Source organism: Streptomyces sp. NPDC050388, from assembly GCF_040655635.1.
Taxonomy (GTDB): domain Bacteria; phylum Actinomycetota; class Actinomycetes; order Streptomycetales; family Streptomycetaceae; genus Streptomyces.
The window spans coordinates 1-17,519 of the sequence record NZ_JBFAKH010000034.1; the positions used below are offsets into that span (position 1 = coordinate 1).

Below are 17,519 nucleotides of genomic sequence, written 5' to 3' on the forward strand. Positions count from 1 at the left end.
CCTACCACCCCTCCGAACACTCCCTGCTCACCGGCCCTCATGCCGGGACCGCCGGGACCGCCGGGACCGCCGGGACCGCCGGGACCGCCGGGACCGCCGGGACCGCCGAGGCCACCGGAACGGTGTCGTCGCTCAGCCGAACCGCCGCACCCCCGACGGGGTCACCACCGCGTGCACCGGCCGGTCGTGGGGCTCCTCGGGAACCCGCTCGACCACCTCGGTGTCGTACAGCAGCACCACCAGGGCCGGGTGCGCGCCCGCGCGCTCCAGCCGGGCCAGCACCCGGTCGTACGAGCCGCCGCCGCGCCCCAGCCGCATCCCGCGGGCGTCCACGGCCAGGCCCGGCAGCAGCACGGCGTCCGCTCCGGTCACGGCGTCCGGCCCGAGGCGCTCCCCGGCCGGCTCGAGCAGGGCCATCCGCCCGCCGTGGCGCACACGCGCGAGCGAGCCCTCGCCGGTGTACGCGCCCCAGTCCAGATCGTTGTCGGGGAGCAGGGCCGGCAGCAGCACGCCCACGCCCCGCGCGCGCAGCGCGTCGAGCAGCACGATCGTGCCGGGCTCGCTCCCGACGGAGACGTACGCCGCCACCGTGCGCGCGTGCGCCAGTTCGGGCAGTCCGAGCGCGCGGTCGGCCAACGCGGTCGCGGACTCCCGCACGTCATCCACCGTCAACCTGTTCCTCGCCCGGAGGATTTCCCGTCGCAATACCCGCTTGTCAGGATCGTCGGCGCGGTCGTCGTGTCTCAATTCTGTCCTTGCATCGTCTCATTATGCTCATATGAGTATCAGATATCCGGAGTCGCAGATTCCTCGCAAAGGCACCGGATATGGTTGCGGACATGATTCAGTCGCACCCTCGGATCAGCAAGGCTGTCATCCCCGCAGCAGGCCTCGGCACCCGGTTCCTGCCGGCCACCAAGGCCACTCCCAAGGAGATGCTGCCGGTCGTGGACAAGCCGGCGATCCAGTACGTGGTCGAAGAGGCCGCAACCGCCGGTCTCGACGACGTCCTCATGGTGACGGGCCGCAACAAACGCCCCCTGGAGGACCATTTCGACCGCAATTACGAACTGGAGTCGGCCCTCGACCGAAAGGGGGACGCCGCGCGCCTCGCCAAGGTCCAGGAATCCAGCGACCTCGCGACCATGCACTACGTCCGCCAGGGCGACCCCAAAGGGCTCGGCCACGCCGTCCTGTGCGCCGCCCCGCACGTCGGCGACGAAGCCTTCGCCGTCCTTCTCGGCGACGACCTGATCGACCCGCGCGACTGCCTGCTCCAGCGCATGATCGAGGTCCAGGAGCAGCACGGCGGCAGCGTCATCGCGCTCATGGAGGTCGCCCCGGAGCAGATCCACCTCTACGGCTCCGCCGCCGTCGAGGCCACCGCCGACTCCGACGTGGTCCGGGTCAGCGGCCTGGTCGAGAAGCCCGAACCGGCCGAAGCGCCCTCCCACTACGCCATCATCGGCCGCTACGTCCTCGACCCGGCCGTCTTCGACGTCCTGCGCAAGACCGAGCCGGGCCGCGGCGGCGAGATCCAGCTCACCGACGCCCTCCAGCAGCTGGCCGCCGACGAGAAGCTCGGCGGCCCGGTGCACGGCGTGGTCTTCAAGGGCCGCCGCTATGACACCGGCGACCGAGGCGACTACCTGCGTGCCATTGTCCGACTCGCGTGCGAACGTGAAGACCTGGGCCCGGACTTCCGGGCCTGGCTCCGCCGTTACGTCACCGAGGAGATGCAGGAACGTTGAGTACCGCCGCGCCCCGCACCGCAGGCCCGGACCACCTCTGGTCGGTGGACGAGCACCTGGACGACATCCTCGCCACCGTCCGCCCCCTGGAACCCATCGAGCTGAACCTCCTCGACGCCCAGGGCTGCGTCCTGGTCGAGGACGTCACGGTGCCGGTGTCGCTGCCGCCGTTCGACAACAGCTCCATGGACGGGTACGCGGTACGGGTCACGGACGTCGCGGGCGCGAGCGAGCAGTACCCGGCCGCCCTCGAGGTCGTCGGTGACGTCGCGGCCGGCCAGTCCGACCCGCTCCGGGTCGGACCCGGCCAGGCGGTGCGCATCATGACCGGAGCCCCGCTCCCGCCCGGCGCCGAGGCCGTCGTCCCCGTCGAGTGGACCGACGGCGGGCTCGGCGAGGGCCCGGTCACCGAGATGCGGGCCCGCAGCCAGGCCCCCGAGGGCGCCACCGGGCAGGTGCTCGTCCACCGCCCGGTCCGGGCGCGCGCGCACGTGCGCGCCGAGGGCAGCGACGTACGGGCCGGCGACCGCGCCCTCACGGCCGGGACCGTCCTCGGCCCGCCGCAGATCTCCCTGCTGGCCGCGATCGGCCGCGGCACGGTCCGCGTGCACCCGCGCCCGCGCGTGGTGGTGATGTCCACCGGCAGCGAACTCGTCCAGCCCGACGAGGAGCTGAGCGCCGGTCAGATCTACGACTCCAACAGCTTCTCCCTCACCGCCTGCGCCCGGGACGCCGGCGCCATCGCCTACCGCGTGGGCGCCGTCGCGGACGACGCCGACACCCTCCGCGACACCATCGAGGACCAGCTGGTGCGCGCCGACCTGATGGTCACCACCGGCGGGGTGAGCGTCGGGGCGTACGACGTGGTCAGGGAGGCGCTGTCGTCCGTGGGCGACGAGGACGAGCCGGGCAGCGGCATCGACTTCCGCAAGCTCGCGATGCAGCCCGGCAAGCCCCAGGGCTTCGGCTCCATCGGCCCCGACCACACCCCGCTGCTGGCCCTCCCCGGCAACCCGGTCTCCTCGTATGTCTCCTTCGAACTGTTCGTGCGCCCCGCCATTCGCACCCTGATGGGCCTCGCGGACGTCCACCGACCGAGAACCCGCGCGACCCTGACCGCGGACGGGCCGCTGACCTCGCCGAAGGGCCGCCGCCAGTTCCTGCGCGGCCGGTACGCCGACGGCGAGGTGACCCCGGTCGGCGGCGCCGGATCCCACCTGGTGGCCGCCCTCGCACAGGCGAACGCGCTGATCGTCGTCCCCGAGGACGTCGAGTCCGTCGCGCCCGGTACCGAGCTCGAGGTGGTCCTGCTCGGCTGAGCCCAACCGGTTGGCGGTACCGTGTCGCGCACAGCAGGCCCGTGCGCCGCACCGCGGCGGGCCCGGACCGGGAGCGCCACACGATCATGACCGTGCCTTCCCGGGGGGAGACCCCCGGACACCCTGACCAGCGCCGTCTGACGCACATCGACGAGGCGGGCGCCGCCCGGATGGTCGACGTGTCCGGCAAGGACGTGACCGCGCGCACCGCCCGCGCCACCGGCCGCGTCCTGGTCTCGCCCCGCGTGATCGAACTGCTGCGTGGCGAGGGCGTCCCCAAGGGCGACGCCCTGGCCACCGCGCGGATCGCGGGCATCATGGGCGCCAAACGCACCCCCGAGCTGATTCCGCTGTGTCACCCCTTGGCGGTGTCCGGTGTGAAACTGGACCTGTCGGTCGCGGACGAGGCCGTGGAGATCACGGCCACGGTGAAGACGACGGACCGCACGGGCGTGGAGATGGAGGCGCTCACCGCGGTCTCCGTCGCCGCGCTCACCGTGATCGACATGGTCAAGGCGGTCGACAAGAAGGCGGTCATCACGGACGTGCGGGTGGAGGAGAAGACGGGCGGCAAGTCGGGCGACTGGAGCAGGGCATGAGCTACCGCGCACTGGTGGTCACCGCCTCCAACCGGGCCGCCGCCGGCGTCTACCAGGACACGGGCGGACCCCTGATCGCCGAGGGCCTGCGGCGCTTCGGCTTCGCCGTCGACGGCCCGCAGGTGGTCCCGGACGGCGACCCCGTGGAGGCCGCGCTGCGCGCGGGCGCCGAGGCCGGGTACGACGTCATCGTGACCACCGGCGGCACCGGCGTCTCGCCCACCGACCGCACCCCCGAGGCGACCCGCGCGGTGATCGGCCACGAGGTGCCCGGCATCGCGGAGGCCATCCGGGCGTACGGCCGGGACAAGGTGCCCACGGCGGCCCTCTCCCGGGGCCTCGCGGGCGTCGCGGGCCGGACGCTGATCGTCAACCTCCCCGGGTCCAGCGGCGGGGTGAAGGACGGTCTGGCCGTCCTGGAGCCGCTGCTGAAGCACGCGGTCGACCAACTGCGCGGCGGTGACCACTCCAGAACCGGTACCAGTGGCGGGGGTGCGAGCTGAACGGTTCATCCTGGCCCGTGGAGCTGGTGGCCGGCGACGTCGTCCTCCGGCCGATAAAGCTGCGCGACCAGCGGGCCTGGCGCGAGGTCAACCGGCGCAACCGCGACTGGCTGCGCCCCTGGGAGGCGACGATCCCGCCGCCCACCCCGGCCGGTCCGATCGTGCACCGGCCGACCTACCGTCAGATGGTCCGTCACCTGAGGGCGGAGGCGCACGCGGGGCGGATGCTGCCCTTCGTCATCGAGTACCAGGGGCGTCTGGTCGGCCAGTTGACGGTCGCCGGGATCACCTGGGGCTCGATGTGCTCGGGGCACGTCGGCTACTGGGTCGACGAGGCGGTGGCCGGCCGCGGGGTCATGCCGACGGCCGTGGCGATGGCCGTGGACCACTGTTTCCGTACCGTCGGACTGCACCGCGTCGAGGTGTGCATTCGCCCCGAGAACGGGCCCAGCCGCCGGGTGGTGGAGAAACTCGGATTCCGCGAGGAGGGGCTGCGCCCGCGGTATCTGCACATCGACGGCGCCTGGCGCGACCATCTCGTCTTCGCGCTCACGGCGGAGGAACTGCCCGAGGGTTTGCTCAGGCGCTGGCAGCGGGCGCGCTCCCGGAACGAGCAGCCGGGCGGGGACGGACAGTCCGGTGAGGAACGGGCAGGTGGCGGGCGTGCCGGTGACGGACAGCGTCATTCCGGAATCCCGCACCACCCGGGTAATTGAATAAATGTTCGAATTTGATCGCGTGGTGACCATCTGAAAGCGGGAAAATTCCCGGCTTACATGGTCATCTGATCGCATCGTTCGCAAAAAAAGTTCGAAATATCAGCCGGATCGTGCGACACACCGGCTCAATTGGCGGATGGCCTCACCTAAACCCCTCTACCGTGTGAGGCGTGAGCAGCAGCGGCCTCATCTACGCAGTCATCGTCGGGGCCTGGGCCGCCTACTTGGTGCCGATGTGGCTCCGTAGGCAGGACGAGCTGAACGAGGCCCGTCCGACGGAACGCTTCAGCACCGCCATCCGATTGTTGTCCGGACGGGCGGGAATGGAGCGCCGGTACGCCAAGGACCTGCGGGCGCGCTCCGCCGAGGATGTGGAGCAGAGCGTCCACGACCCGGACGCGGTCACCGATTCGGTGGACGTCCGGGCCTTCGCCGTGTCCCAGACCCGTCCGCAGCAGGTGCAGGTGCCCGTACGGCCGCACCCCGCGCAGCAGCCGGAACGGGCGGCGCCCGAACCGGCCCCCGGCGAGCCGACCGGACGCCCCCCGCGCGAGCGCGTCCCGTCCGCCCGGCGCGGAGCACCCCCGCGAAGGGCGCAGCCGGTGCTCCCGGCCCAGCAGGCCCCGCCGCCGCAGTCCGTCGAGTCCTCCCAGCCGTCCCAGCCGCCTCAGCCGTCTCCGTCGGAGCAGGCCGCCGCGGCGCGGGCCCGGCGCTCGAAGGTGCTCGCCCGGCGCCGGCGCACCACCACGATGCTCTTCCTCGCCTTCACGCTCGGCGCGGTCGTCGCCGCGGTCGGCGGGCTCGCCTTCCTGTGGGCGCCCGGAGTGCCCGCGGTGCTGCTGAGCGTCTACATCGCCTACCTGCGCTCCCAGGAACGCCGCCGTTTCGCGTACCAGATGGACCGCCGTCAGGCCGAGGCCGCGGCACAGCGGTTGCGGGAACGCCAGCCGCGCCGCCGCCCGTCCGTGGACGAGGTGGACCTCGACGAACCGGAGGGACACGAGCCGGGCGTCGACCCCGACCTCGAGCCGGGCCCGGAGACCGACCCCGGCCTCCTGGCGCTCGCCGCCGACCGGCGCGCGCTCGTCGAGCAGACCGACCACGCCGAGTGGATCGACCAGCAGCGGGAGCGCCGGCAACGGCCCGGCCAGGGCGGCGACAGCTGGGACCCGGTCCCGGTACCGCTGCCCACGTACGTGACCGCCCCGGTCGCCCCGCGCGCCACCAGCGACGTGGACCTCGGCGCCGCGGACACCTGGAGCTCGGCGCGTTCGAGCGCCGTGACCCCGGCTCCGGAGGAGACGGCCGACTCCGCCGACGACACGGCTCCGGAAGGGGACCGGGCCGGCGCGGAGGAGCAGGCCGACGCCGACGGGCGCAACGACGCCCTCCGCGCGGCCTCGGCCCGCCGCGCCCGCGAGCGCGGCCGCACCCCGCTGTTCGACCAGTACGAGGACGGCGACCGACCCCGGGCCGTCAACGAATGACCTTGGAAAACCCGCGGCCGGCCCCCATCGGCAACGGATTTCCGAGCACCCCGATCGGGGTGCTAAGGTTTCACTCGTTGCAAGGGCCTGTGGCGCAGTCTGGTAGCGCACCTCGTTCGCATCGAGGGGGTCTGGGGTTCAAATCCCCACAGGTCCACCGCAGCTGAAAGCCCCCGCCGGGAAACCGGCGGGGGCTTCTTCGTGTCGACGCAGGCAACCCTCCTGATTCTGTGGCGGGCGCCATGCCGTCCTCGTCGGCGGTCCGTGGCCCGCGGACGCCCGGTGCTCCGGCAACGTGCCCTAGCGTCGCCAGACCTCTGCGACGGCGAGGTAGGCCGTCGAGACGGGCCGCCCGGCGCTGCCACCGACTCGCGGCTGTCCGGCGATGGTGCGGCCGCCGGTGCGCATCGTGCCGTGCCCGCACGGGTCGAGCACGAGGCTGAGGCTGTGCTCGACCCCACCGCCGAGAGGGAACTCGTCGGTGGCGAACACACGCCGGTCGAGGACGTCGCTCATGGCTATGGACACGTCGGCGGGTCGTGCTCTACCAACGCTGCCCCCTCGGCACCCGGCTTCTGGGTCGGTGACCGAGCGGACAGGCGGAGACCGGCCTTTCCCTGTGGTCGTCCGGCGCCGGAGGTGCGAGTCGGTCGCCGCGGCCCGCTGTCACGCGGTACCCCTCGGGTCGGGTACGGGTCCGCGGTCCTCGCGGTCTCTGCGGTGCAAGAGCGGTTTCGGCGATTCCTGGAGCCGGGCAAGTGTCTGCTTGTTCTTGTTCACCGGCTCGGAGAAGTTCACGGCGGCGCTCTCGGCACCCATGACTTTGGGACTACTTTGACATTCCTGCCCCCGCCATCACCCGAAAGAGGGGCGCACAGCCTGTTTGAGTGGACGGTCCCGCCCTGTCAGAAGCTTGCGGGGCTACTCGGCGGGCAGGGCTTCCCGCATCGCCTTGGTGGCGCCGGTCGGTTCGTAGCCCTCGGGCACGCCTTCGACCAGGATGATGTCGCCCTCGATGTGCCGTGAGCGCAGCGGTGCGATCTCCCGGTATGCGGGTGAGTCCCACCAGGCCCGCGCCTCGGTGATCCCGGGGAAGCCGATCATCACGACGTGTCCGGGCCAGCTGCCCTCCTTCACCTCGTGCTGCGTCGCGTGCACGAGGAAGCGCCCGCCGTACGGCTCGAAGGTGACGGGGATGCGCTCGATGTACTCGACGATCTCCGGGTGCGGAGCGGCCTCTTGCAGGTGGGCTATGACGTAGGCGGGCATGGTGTCCTTCCGGTCGGTCGAACTCCGTACACCGGGATCTTGGCATGCCGAGGCACCGGGGGCGATGACCTGACAGGCAAGCGAACTCTGCGCGCAGCGTGGACTGGTGGCGCACATGCCCCGGCTGCCCGGATCCGGCTACGCGACTCAAGACGGGTGCTGTGCAGCATTCACGAGATCCCGGACGATCCGATGGGTGCGTGGGGTGTTCTGGGCGGTACGGCGGCGAAAACGGGGGCGTATCAAGCAAGTTCAGCAGTCACGCACCTGCTGCCCGTCGGCTTCCTGCTGCCGCAGGTCGCCAGGCTGCACCATGTGCGTCGCCCGCGCTGGTCGAGGAAGAGCCAGCCGCAGTCTTCGCTGGGGCAGGTACGGATCGTGAAGCGCCGCGGGTCCGCGAGCAGTTCGGAGGCGCTGCGGGCAGCCGCACAGACAGGCAGCCGCAGACCTGCGGCGCGGGACGTCAGCCAGCGCCCCAGGCCGTCCTCGCCGCGGGTGAACACCGACACCTTGGCGGCGTCCTCCACGACACCGGCCACCGCCTTGAAGGCGCGAGCGTCGTGGGGATCGGTCAGGCAGGCGTACAGGTTTCCGCGGAATTCCCGGGCCTCGTCCAGGGCGGCGACGGCCTTCTCAGGTTGCTGCCGCGCCTGTTCGAGCAGCCAGGTGACGATCCGGTCCTCCGCCAGGTCCATGTGTCCGGCCCACACGGCGAGCGTGGCGTAGCTGCGCAGCCACTCCGAGCCCGGTGGACGAGCGCCGCCCCAGCCTGCGTAGGTGTTGCAGAACTCCAGTGCCGGATGTCCGCTGGTGTTCCACGGCAGCCATTCTCCGCCGACCTGCACCGCGTAGACGGGCACGGGCGGCCGGTCCAGCCGGGGATCGTTCTGCAGGATGCGGTCGTGCAGCGTCCGTAACGCGGGGCCCGGCTCAATGCCGAATTCGGTCACCAGTACTTGGCGCGTGCTGCGGTACAGCTGGAGGGCATCGGCCTGGCGGCCGCTCCGGTACAGCGCGGTCATCTGGCCGGCGACCAGCCTTTCCCGCTCCGGATGTTCCTGGGCCGGCACCATCAGATTCGCCGCGACCCGCTCATGCCGTCCCATGGTGAGCTGGGACTCGGCCCACTGCTCCAGGGCGGACAGGCGCAGCTCCCCGATGTGGGCGCCGAGCCGGTCACGAAGCCGGTCGTCGGCCACATCGGCGAGCAGCGGGCCCCTCCACAGTCCGAGGGCCTGGTCGTAGAGGCGCACCCGCTCCGCGGGATCGTCCGTGGCTGCCGCCTGCCGGACGAGGAGGACGAACTCCTGCGCATCGATCACATGCCGACCGGGCTCGACTGCATAGCCGTCGTGTGTGGTGCCGATGTGCAGTCCGTACGGCTTGAGGCCGGCGCGCAGCCTGCCGACGTAGGTGTGGACGGTGCTGCGGGCCGAGGACGGCGCGTCGCCGTTCCACAACAGGTCGATGAGGCGTGCGGTCGTCACCGTACGGCCCGCGTGCAGCAGAAGGATCGACAGCAGGCACCGCTCCTGGCGGCGATTGCCCACCAGCACCCGCTGTCCCTCGTGGCAGGCCTGGAACGGACCGAGCAGCTGGAACTCCATGACTCGGGGCAGCCTAGCCGGAACCGGAAGGGCTTCCTACCCGTGGGGAACGCGGGAAACGAGGTGAGGATTTGGTCAGCGGCAGGGGCGAGGCTGGTGCCCGGATCACCTGAACGCCCCACTCGGACCAGCCTCACCGAGGAGAAGCCATGCGCCGAACCGTCTTTGTCCTGCTCGCTCTTGCCGCTGCCGTGCTCCCGGGTGCGGTGCCCGCCGCGGCGGCGCCCGCCGGCACCGGCAGGGGCTGGGAACCGGCGCCCTCCGCGCCGTGGGACGTCGCCGCAGGCGTTCGGTGCGACTTCCCCGTCCATAGCGAGCCCGTCGTCGACGAAGTGGTGCAGCGCGTGCTGGACACCCATCCCGACGGCTCCGCGAAGCGGGTCGTGTACAAGGGTGACCTGGTCGTGCGGGTCACCAACACCGGGACCGGTGCCTTCCACGACGCGGACGCGAGCGGCACAGCCGTCGTCGACTACCGCACCGACGGCTCCCAGCACTGGTCCGTGCTCGGCCCGGTACTGGTCGGCGTCGGGGAGGACCGGGGCAACCTGCCGCGCGGCCTGTACATCGTCGACGGGGTGTACACCTTGGACATCAGCTCCACCGGACACAAGACCGTGAACATGGCGTACGGGACGCAGGACGACCTCTGCGCGCGCATCGACTGACCACTCGGCAGCCTTACGGCGCGGTGTACGCCGGGGACGAGCCTTCACGTACACCCGGTCCGCCGCGCAATGGGTATCCTGCCGCTGCCGCAGCCCTCAGGGCACGGCCGGACACGTGCTCAGGAGATACATTCCCGGTCGGCTCGGCCTTCGTCGGGCCGCCGCCGACGCTCGCACCGTGGAATCCGCGGAAAGGACCGACATGCGGCTTCGCTGTGCCGTGCTCGACGACTTCCAGAACATCGCCACCACCGTGGCCGACTGGAGCCCCGTCCAGGGACGTGTGGAGGTCGTCAGCTTCACCGAGCACATCGCCACCGAGGGTGAACTGGCCCTCGCGCTCGAGGACTTCGACATCGTGGTGACCCTTCGGGAGCGGGTTCCCTTCCCCGCCCCCCTGCTCGACAGGCTTCCCCGGCTCAAGCTGCTCATCGCCTCCGGCATGCGCAACTCGGTGATCGACTACGCGGCCGCCGAACGCAACGGGGTGACCGTGTGCGGTACGGAAAGCACGTCGACCCCGCCGGTCGAGCTGACGTGGGCGCTGTTGCTCGGCCTCGCCCGCGGCATCGTCACGGAGAACAACGCGCTGCGCGCGAACGGCCCCTGGCAGTCCACGGTCGGTGCCGACCTGCACGGCCGCCGGCTCGGCCTGCTCGGCCTGGGGAAGATCGGCAGCCGGGTGGCCCGGGTGGGCCTCGCCTTCGGTATGGAGGTGGTCGCGTGGAGCCAGAACCTCACCGAGGAACGCACGGACGAGGTCGGCGTCCAACTGGCCGGCTCCCAGGAGGAACTCCTCGCCACCAGCGACTTCGTCTCGCTCCACCTCGTCCTGAGCGACCGGACCCGCGGGCTGCTCGGCGCGCCCGAACTGGCCCTGCTCAAGCCGACCGCCTACCTGGTGAACACCTCACGGGCGGCCCTCGTCGACCAGGACGCCCTGCTCGCCGTGCTGCGGGAGGGACGGATCGCCGGAGCCGGAGTCGACGTGTTCGACGTCGAGCCCCTGCCCGCCGACCATCCCCTGCGCACCGCGCCCCGGCTCCTGGCCACCCCCCACCTCGGCTACGTCTCGCAGAACAACTACCGCACCTATTACGGCCAGGCCGTCGAGGACATCGAGGCATTCCTGGCGGGCGAGCCCGTACGACGCCTCGGCTGAGCCATGCGGTCGTAAATCCGTGAGCACATCGGCCATCACTGTCCATATGCCGCTCGTTTGAGCGCGAAAGGGACACTTGCTCGCCGAGTGCTCACGGTTTTCAGCAAGGTACCCGCCCCCGGTCTCTCGGTTCCGGGTCATCGAGTTCCCGGTCGCTGCCCGCATGGCCGGCGTCGTCGCACGGTGCCCGGCAACGAAACACGGAGTCGACTGAGCAGGAGTGGGGGCGGAGCCGTCAGTCGGGGGCCTCCTCCTCGGAGGTCCCCTCCTCGTTCCCGGGTGTGCCGGGTTGGCCGATGACGTATGTCCCCTTCGCGGGCAGCGTCGCGACGAGGCCCCGTTTCCGCAGTTCGACGATCGCGCGCCGCACGGTGCCGATGCTCACGCCGTACAGGTCTGTCATGGCTCGCTCGCCAGGCAGCGCTGCTCCCTGCGGCAGCTTGCCCGAGGCGATTTCGGCAGCGATGGCGTCCGCGAGTTTCACGTACTCGTAGCGCGGGAGGTCAGTCATCTCTCCACGGTGATGCACCCTTGTGCACTATGCAGAGTTGGGACGCTTCCCACCGCGTCAGGGCGCGGTGGAACGAAGTGGGGTGCAGGGGGACGCGGTTGCGGGTATGGTCGGAAATGACGAAACCCCGGCGAGGTGGCCAGACCTCCCGGGGCGCGGCCAACGCTTAACAGGAGCGTCGACATGCAAGACCTTATCCACCGCATCGCCCATTGGCTGCGCCTTCTCTTCGGCCCCGGCACCGGAACCCACCGCGCAGGCGCCTCCCGTGGCCGCGCCCCGCACCTCCCCGTCCCCGAAAATCGCCTCCCCCTCCCCCACTCCCCGTACTGCCGTCACCTCCCGCTCGACGGCGCCGCCTCCCGCCTCGTCCGGCCCTACCTCACCGCTCACGAGCAGGACGAGGCGCGTCGGCGGCACCGTCGCCGGGTTCTCCTGCTCGCCGCCGGCTTCGGTGCCGACCTCGACCAGTACACCAGCGGCGTTCGGAAGGCGGCCGCGTGACGAACTCGCTCACCGCGCTCCGGCTGCTGCCCTGGCTGTCGCCGGAAGGCAAGCCCTGCTTCCTCGTCCCCGGCGAGGAGGGCGGGATCGTGTCCCGGTTCGCCGAAGCGACGGAGGCCCGGCAACTCGCGGACGGGCTGGATGTCCTCCGCGCCGCCCGCCGGGTGTTGGACGACCCCCTGACCCCGAACGTCGAGGTCCGCTACACCGCGCTCCGCCTCACCGAGTGCCTCGCCGACGCGCTGCGCGTCGCGGAGTCCCGAGGCCGACGCCTGCCTTCGCCGGAAAGCCCGGAAGGCAGAGAGCCTTACGGCACGGCGGACGTCTGTGGCAGCGGCGACCGGCCGCGTCCGTGAGATCCACGAGAAGTGGACGGGGTGGTCAAGGGGCGTCGGGCGGCCGCCTCGGTACTCACCGCAGCCCGTGCCGGTTGTGACGGCGGGGCCCGGTCATTGAACGGGGGCGCCGAGTGCTGCTACAGCGGCTTGGCGTAGCAGAGGCTGCTCTCGTGGAAGCGGTAGTAGCCGAACTTCTCGCAGGGCTCGTAGCCGCTGGAGGTGTAGAGGGCGACGGCCTCCGGCTGCTGGGTGCCCGTCTCCAGGACCATGCGGAGGCGGCCGGCCGCGCGGGCGTCGTCCTCCAGGGCGGCCAGTATGCGGCGGGCCAGGCCCCGGCCGCGCATCCCCTCGGTCACGTACATCCGCTTCAGTTCGGCGTCCCCGTCGCGGTTGCCCTCGCCGTTGGTGTTCTGGACGCGCCAGCCGCCGGAGGCGACGGGGGTGTCGTTCTCGTCATAGGCGAGCAGGTAGATGCCGTTCGGCGGGCGGAAGTCCGCGGGATCCATGGGGGTGGCGTCGCCGCCGTCGCCGTAGCGGACGTGGTACTCGGCCTGGACCTCGTCGTTCAGCTTGACGGCGTCGGGGTGGTCGTAGGAGACGCGGCGGATATTCATGCGCAGTAAGGTATATCAATCCGGGTGGAGTGGGGATCCGTTTTCGGGCCGGGAACGGGCCCCGTCCAGTGTGCCGGTATCGTGCCCTGATGTTCACTGTGACCTCCGTCAACGTCAACGGACTGCGTGCTGCCGCGAAGAAGGGCTTCGTGGAGTGGCTGGAGCAGACCTCCGCCGATGTGGTGTGTCTGCAGGAGGTGCGCGCGGAGCCGCAGCAGCTGCCCGAGCACGTCCGGGAGCCCGAGGGGTGGCATGTGGTGCACGCACCTGCCGCGGCGAAGGGGCGCGCGGGGGTCTCGCTGTACACGCGGCGTGCGCCCGATCGGGTTCAGGTCGGGTTCGGGTCGGCCGAGTTCGACGGCAGCGGGCGGTACGTGGAGGTGGATCTGCCCGGGGTCACCGTCGCCTCGCTCTACCTGCCTTCCGGCGAGGTCGGTACCGAGCGGCAGGACGAGAAGATCCGCTTCATGGGGGAGTTCCTCGCCTATCTGAAGGGTCTGCGGGAGCGGGCCGCCGCCGACGGCCGGGAGGTCGTGGTGTGCGGGGACTGGAACATCGCGCACCAGCAGGCCGACCTGAAGAACTGGCGCGGCAACACCAAGAACTCCGGGTTCCTGCCGGAGGAACGGGAATGGCTCTCCCGCGTTCTCGACCCGGCCGAGGGCGGGTACGTGGATGTCGTACGGGCGCTGCATCCGGATGTCGACGGGCCGTACTCGTGGTGGTCGTACCGGGGGCGGGCTTTCGACAATGACGCAGGGTGGAGGATCGACTACCACATCGCGACCCCCGGGCTCGCCGAGCGGGCGGTCAAGGCGTACGTCGAGCGGGCCGCCGCTCACACCGAGCGGTGGTCGGACCATGCTCCGGTGACCGTGGTCTACAACCGCTAGGAGCCGTGCGTCAGTCCTGCTTGCGCAGGCGGCGGTCCATCGCCAGGGAGAGTTCGGCGTCGACCACGCTGCGGGCCAGGGGGCGCAGGCGGTGGACGGCGTCCTCGGGGGCGTGGCGGAGGATCAGCTCGGCGAAGAGGTCGGCCACGGCCTCGGCGTGGGCGCGGACCTCCCTGCCCGTGCGCAGCACCTCGGCGAGCGGGATGCCCTCGCGGACCAGGGCGGAGGAGACGTCCAGCAGGCGGCGGCTGATGTGGACGATCTCCTCGCCGTCGGTGCCGAGGTAGCCGAGGTCCATCGCGGCGGCCAGGTTCTCTGGGGTGACCTCGCCGGCGAAACGGTCGGCGAGCTCCTCGGGGGTGAGGCGGACCGGGGTCTCCTCGGTGGGGGTCTCCATGCCGAGGAGTTCGCCGACGTCGCGGCCGTGGTCGAAGGCCTCGGCGAGTTCCGCTATGCCGTTCAGGGTGTGGCCGCGCTCCAGGAGTGCCGTGATCGTGCGCAGCCGGGCCAGGTGGTGGTCGTCGTACCAGGCGATGCGGCCCTCGCGGCGGGGCGGCGGGATCAGCTTGCGTTCGCGGTAGAACCGCAGCGTGCGCACGGTGATGCCGGCCCGCCGGGCCAGCTCCTCCATGCGGTACTCGCGCCGCTCACCGGATCCCGCGTTCTCCTCTGCCACGGCAGCAGCCTAGGGCGTACCGGCGGTAACTTTCCCTGCGTACCCCCTACCCATCAGTACGGCCCTGCCCTACTCTCCCCATTACGCCAGTGTTCACTGGCGGGGTTTTCGGTGGTGCGCGAGGGCTGGAGGCTTCGGGATGGCCGAGCACGAGCATGTACGGGTCGCGGTGGTGGGGTCCGGGTTCGGCGGGCTGGGGGCCGCCGTGCGGCTGCGGCGCGAGGGGGTCACCGACTTCGTCGTCCTGGAGCGGGCCGGCAGCGTCGGTGGTACCTGGCGGGACAACAGTTATCCCGGGTGTGCGTGCGATGTGCCGTCCCACCTGTACTCGTTCTCCTTCGCGCCCCACCCCGACTGGCCGCGCTCCTTCTCCGGGCAGGAGCACATACGCGCCTACCTGGAGCACGTCGCCGACACCTTCGGCCTGCGCCCGCACCTCCGCTTCGACTCGGAGGTGAAGCGGATGGTGTGGGACACGGAACGGCTGTGGTGGGAGGTCGAGACCGGCAGCGGCACCCTCACCGCCGACGTCGTGGTCTCCGCCACCGGGCCGCTGTCCGACCCCAAGGTCCCCGACATCCCCGGGCTCGACACCTTCCCCGGCAAGGTCTTCCACTCCGCCCGCTGGGACCACGACTACGACCTGCGCGGCAAGCGGGTCGCCATGGTCGGCACGGGGGCCTCGGCGATCCAGATCGTGCCGTCGATCCAGCCGCTCGTCTCCCGGCTCACCCTCTTCCAGCGCACCCCGCCCTGGGTCCTGCCCCGCCTGGACCGGGCCATCAGCGGCGCCGAACGGGCCCTGCACCGGGCGCTGCCCTTCACCGCCCGGCTGCGCCGCGGACTGCTGTGGGGGGTCAGGGAGTTGCAGGTGCAGGCGTTCACCAAGCACCCGGGCGAGCTCGGTCTCGTCGAGCAGTTGGCCAGGCGCAACATGGCCCGTGCCGTCAAGGACCCGGCCCTGCGCGCCAAACTGGTCCCCGACTACCGCATCGGATGCAAGCGGATCCTGCTCTCCAGTACGTACTATCCGGCGATCGCGCGGCCCAACGTCGATGTCGTCGCCAGTGGGTTGAGCGAGGTCCGCGGGTCGACCGTCGTCGCCGCCGACGGGACCGGGGCCGAGGTCGACGCGATCGTGTTCGGGACCGGGTTCCACGTGACCGACATGCCCATCGCCGAGCGGGTCGTCGGCGCGGAGGGCAGGACCCTCGCCGAGACGTGGACGGGCGGGATGGAGGCCCTGCGCGGCGCCTCGGCCGCCGGCTTCCCCAACTGGATGACGCTCATCGGCCCGAACACCGGCCTCGGGAACTCGTCGATGATCCTCATGATCGAGTCCCAGCTGAACTACCTCGCCGACTACCTCCACCAACTCGACGTCCTGGGCGGCCGGGTGGCCCTCGACGCCCGCCGGAGCGCCGTCCGCGTCTGGAACCACCGGGTGCAGCAGCGGATGAAGCGCACGGTGTGGAACACCGGCGGCTGCACCAGCTGGTACCTGGACGCCGGCGGCCGCAACACCACCGTCTGGCCGGGCACGACCGGTGAGTTCCGGCGCGAGACCCGGCGCGTGGACCTGTCCGAGTACGCCGTCCTGCGCGCACCCGCGAAGAAGACCGCCGCGCCCCACGAGAACGCCGAGGTGGCCGCATGAGCAGGGGCGGTCTCGAAGGAAAGGTCGCCGTCGTCACCGGAGCGGCCCGCGGGGTGGGGGAGTTGCTCGCGCGCAAGCTCTCCGCGCGCGGGGCGAAGGTGGCGCTGGTCGGGCTGGAGCCGGACGTGCTCGAGCAGGTCTCGGCGCGGCTGCACGGCGAGAGCGGCCACTGGCACGCGGACGTCACCGACCACGAGGCGATGCTCCGGGTCGCGGGGGAGGTCGGGGAGCGGTTCGGGCGGGTCGACATCGTGGTCGCCAACGCCGGTGTGGCTCACGGCGGTCCGTTCGCCGACTCCGATCCGCAGGTCTGGCGGCGGGTCGTCGAGGTCAACCTGATCGGATCGGCGGTCACCGCCCGCGCGTTCCTGCCGCTGCTGACCGCGAGCCGCGGCTACCTGCTCCAGATCGCCTCGCTCGCCGCGATCACCCCGGCACCGATGATGACCGCGTACTGCGCCTCCAAGTCCGGTGTGGAGGCGTACGCGCACTGTCTGCGGGCCGAGGTCGGCCACCGGGGGGTGCGGGTCGGCGTCGGCTATCTCTCCTGGACCGACACGGACATGGTGCGCGGGGCCGACCAGGACGAGGTGATGCGGGAACTCAGGCAGCGGCTGCCGTGGCCGGCGAACAGGACGTATCCGCCGGGGCCCGCGGTGGACCGGATCGTGGCCGGGATCGAGCGGCGCTCGAGCCACGTGTACGGGCAGTGGTGGCTGCGCGGGATGCAGGGCGTGCGCGGATACCTGCCCGGCGTGATCGGGACCGTCGGACAGCGGGAGATGCGGCGGTTCGCGGACCGCCTCACCGGCATGCGCACGGGCCTGGTCGGGGCCGGCGGCAACGCCGACGAACAGCACCGGACTACGGTGCGTGACTGATCGACATGCGCGGAGTGACCGCCTGTGTGAATCTGATCGGGCAAGATCCCCCACACCCCAACGGGAGTGAACCCACATGGGCATGAAGGATCAGTTCCAGGAGAAGTCCGAGCAGATGCAGCAGCAGGCCAAGCAGAAGGCCGGGCAGGCCAAGGAGCAGATGCAGAATCGCGGTCGCCGTCGCGAAGAGGACCCGAACAACCCGCAGCGCGGGCGGAAGGAGTCCGAGGAGCGTCACGACCGGGACTACGACGCCTGACGTCGTGTGCTGAACGCCGCTGCTCGGCACGGCCGTTGAAGGCCGTTTGCTGAAGCGGGAAGGGGCGCCTCCGCGGGAGGCGCCCCTTCTCCCGTTTCCAAG

The 17,519-nt window shown here is 71.3% G+C and carries 21 protein-coding genes and 1 tRNA gene; 15 read left to right on the plus strand and 7 right to left on the minus strand.

The features are described from left to right. Positions 1-132: 132 nt before the first annotated feature. Entirely contained in the window at positions 133-747 is a 615-nt protein-coding gene (locus tag AB0I73_RS20580) for a 5-formyltetrahydrofolate cyclo-ligase (protein ID WP_363039310.1), read from the minus strand. 92 nt (positions 748-839) lie between these two features. Between AB0I73_RS20580 and galU the strand changes: the two genes are divergently transcribed. From galU to AB0I73_RS20615, 7 genes are all read left to right on the plus strand, one after another. Continuing rightward, positions 840-1,751: a UTP--glucose-1-phosphate uridylyltransferase GalU gene (gene galU, locus AB0I73_RS20585; protein WP_363039311.1), complete on the plus strand. Its 912-nt coding sequence runs from the start codon at positions 840-842 to the stop codon at positions 1,749-1,751. After that, positions 1,748-3,070 (plus strand): gephyrin-like molybdotransferase Glp, encoded by a 1,323-nt coding sequence (gene glp, locus AB0I73_RS20590; protein WP_363039313.1) that lies wholly within the window; start codon positions 1,748-1,750, stop codon positions 3,068-3,070. Before galU ends, glp begins: the two co-directional genes overlap by 4 nt. Before the next feature lie 86 nt (positions 3,071-3,156). Beyond that, positions 3,157-3,669, plus strand: coding sequence for a cyclic pyranopterin monophosphate synthase MoaC (gene moaC / locus AB0I73_RS20595; protein ID WP_363039315.1), 513 nt, complete (start codon positions 3,157-3,159; stop codon positions 3,667-3,669). Next, a complete protein-coding gene (locus AB0I73_RS20600) occupies positions 3,666-4,172 on the plus strand; it encodes a MogA/MoaB family molybdenum cofactor biosynthesis protein (protein WP_109380308.1) in 507 nt (168 codons plus the stop codon). Before moaC ends, AB0I73_RS20600 begins: the two co-directional genes overlap by 4 nt. A 17-nt stretch (positions 4,173-4,189) precedes the next feature. Further along, the gene (locus tag AB0I73_RS20605; RefSeq protein WP_363039318.1) at positions 4,190-4,888 is read left to right on the plus strand and encodes a GNAT family protein; all 699 of its coding nucleotides are present in this window, start codon (positions 4,190-4,192) and stop codon (positions 4,886-4,888) included. Positions 4,889-5,061: 173 nt separating this feature from the next. Next, complete coding sequence (gene glpR, locus AB0I73_RS20610; RefSeq protein ID WP_363039320.1) at positions 5,062-6,378, plus strand: gephyrin-like molybdotransferase receptor GlpR; 1,317 nt, start codon at positions 5,062-5,064, stop codon at positions 6,376-6,378. A gap of 83 nt (positions 6,379-6,461) precedes the next feature. Further along, positions 6,462-6,535, plus strand: a tRNA-Ala gene (locus AB0I73_RS20615). Positions 6,536-6,678: 143 nt separating this feature from the next. On the opposite strand, the gene AB0I73_RS20620 is transcribed toward AB0I73_RS20615, so the two are convergent. The 3 genes from AB0I73_RS20620 to AB0I73_RS20630 form a co-directional block, all read right to left on the minus strand. Then, positions 6,679-6,906: a hypothetical protein gene (locus tag AB0I73_RS20620; RefSeq protein ID WP_363039322.1), complete on the minus strand. Its 228-nt coding sequence runs from the start codon at positions 6,904-6,906 to the stop codon at positions 6,679-6,681. Positions 6,907-7,299: 393 nt separating this feature from the next. Then, a complete protein-coding gene (locus AB0I73_RS20625; RefSeq protein ID WP_363039324.1) occupies positions 7,300-7,647 on the minus strand; it encodes a DUF1330 domain-containing protein in 348 nt (115 codons plus the stop codon). 242 nt (positions 7,648-7,889) lie between these two features. Then, positions 7,890-9,254: a BTAD domain-containing putative transcriptional regulator gene (locus AB0I73_RS20630; RefSeq protein WP_363039326.1), complete on the minus strand. Its 1,365-nt coding sequence runs from the start codon at positions 9,252-9,254 to the stop codon at positions 7,890-7,892. A 149-nt stretch (positions 9,255-9,403) separates the two neighbouring features. Between AB0I73_RS20630 and AB0I73_RS20635 the strand changes: the two genes are divergently transcribed. After that, complete coding sequence (locus AB0I73_RS20635; protein ID WP_363039328.1) at positions 9,404-9,922, plus strand: hypothetical protein; 519 nt, start codon at positions 9,404-9,406, stop codon at positions 9,920-9,922. A gap of 202 nt (positions 9,923-10,124) precedes the next feature. Then, positions 10,125-11,084, plus strand: a complete 960-nt coding sequence (locus AB0I73_RS20640) for a D-2-hydroxyacid dehydrogenase family protein (protein WP_363039330.1) — start codon at positions 10,125-10,127, stop codon at positions 11,082-11,084. 235 nt (positions 11,085-11,319) lie between these two features. Here AB0I73_RS20640 and AB0I73_RS20645 read toward each other — a convergent pair whose 3' ends face one another. Then, positions 11,320-11,595 carry a winged helix-turn-helix domain-containing protein gene (locus AB0I73_RS20645; RefSeq protein WP_363039332.1) on the minus strand — a complete coding sequence of 92 codons (276 nt, stop codon included), beginning with the start codon at positions 11,593-11,595 and terminating at the stop codon, positions 11,320-11,322. Positions 11,596-11,778: 183 nt separating this feature from the next. Here AB0I73_RS20645 and AB0I73_RS20650 point away from each other — a divergent pair, with 183 nt between their 5' ends. After that, the gene (locus AB0I73_RS20650) at positions 11,779-12,099 is read left to right on the plus strand and encodes a hypothetical protein (RefSeq protein WP_363039334.1); all 321 of its coding nucleotides are present in this window, start codon (positions 11,779-11,781) and stop codon (positions 12,097-12,099) included. Beyond that, entirely contained in the window at positions 12,096-12,455 is a 360-nt protein-coding gene (locus tag AB0I73_RS20655; RefSeq protein WP_363039336.1) for a hypothetical protein, read from the plus strand. The genes AB0I73_RS20650 and AB0I73_RS20655 overlap by 4 nt, the downstream gene beginning before the upstream one ends. Positions 12,456-12,574: 119 nt before the next feature. Here AB0I73_RS20655 and AB0I73_RS20660 read toward each other — a convergent pair whose 3' ends face one another. Next, positions 12,575-13,051: a GNAT family N-acetyltransferase gene (locus AB0I73_RS20660; protein ID WP_363039338.1), complete on the minus strand. Its 477-nt coding sequence runs from the start codon at positions 13,049-13,051 to the stop codon at positions 12,575-12,577. 89 nt (positions 13,052-13,140) lie between these two features. On the opposite strand from AB0I73_RS20660, the gene AB0I73_RS20665 reads away from it, so the two are divergent. Then, the gene (locus AB0I73_RS20665) at positions 13,141-13,944 is read left to right on the plus strand and encodes an exodeoxyribonuclease III (protein ID WP_363039340.1); all 804 of its coding nucleotides are present in this window, start codon (positions 13,141-13,143) and stop codon (positions 13,942-13,944) included. A 10-nt stretch (positions 13,945-13,954) separates the two neighbouring features. Here AB0I73_RS20665 and AB0I73_RS20670 read toward each other — a convergent pair whose 3' ends face one another. Further along, entirely contained in the window at positions 13,955-14,575 is a 621-nt protein-coding gene (locus tag AB0I73_RS20670; protein ID WP_363039453.1) for a MerR family transcriptional regulator, read from the minus strand. A 184-nt stretch (positions 14,576-14,759) separates the two neighbouring features. Here AB0I73_RS20670 and AB0I73_RS20675 point away from each other — a divergent pair, with 184 nt between their 5' ends. The 3 genes from AB0I73_RS20675 (at position 14,760) to AB0I73_RS20685 (ending at position 17,417) form a co-directional block, all read left to right on the plus strand. Then, the gene (locus AB0I73_RS20675; RefSeq protein WP_363039342.1) at positions 14,760-16,277 is read left to right on the plus strand and encodes an NAD(P)/FAD-dependent oxidoreductase; all 1,518 of its coding nucleotides are present in this window, start codon (positions 14,760-14,762) and stop codon (positions 16,275-16,277) included. Next, entirely contained in the window at positions 16,274-17,158 is an 885-nt protein-coding gene (locus AB0I73_RS20680) for an SDR family oxidoreductase (RefSeq protein WP_363039344.1), read from the plus strand. Before AB0I73_RS20675 ends, AB0I73_RS20680 begins: the two co-directional genes overlap by 4 nt. Positions 17,159-17,234: 76 nt before the next feature. After that, on the plus strand, positions 17,235-17,417 hold the full coding sequence (locus tag AB0I73_RS20685; RefSeq protein WP_363039346.1) for a hypothetical protein: 183 nt from the start codon (positions 17,235-17,237) through the stop codon (positions 17,415-17,417). Positions 17,418-17,519 lie beyond the last annotated feature (102 nt).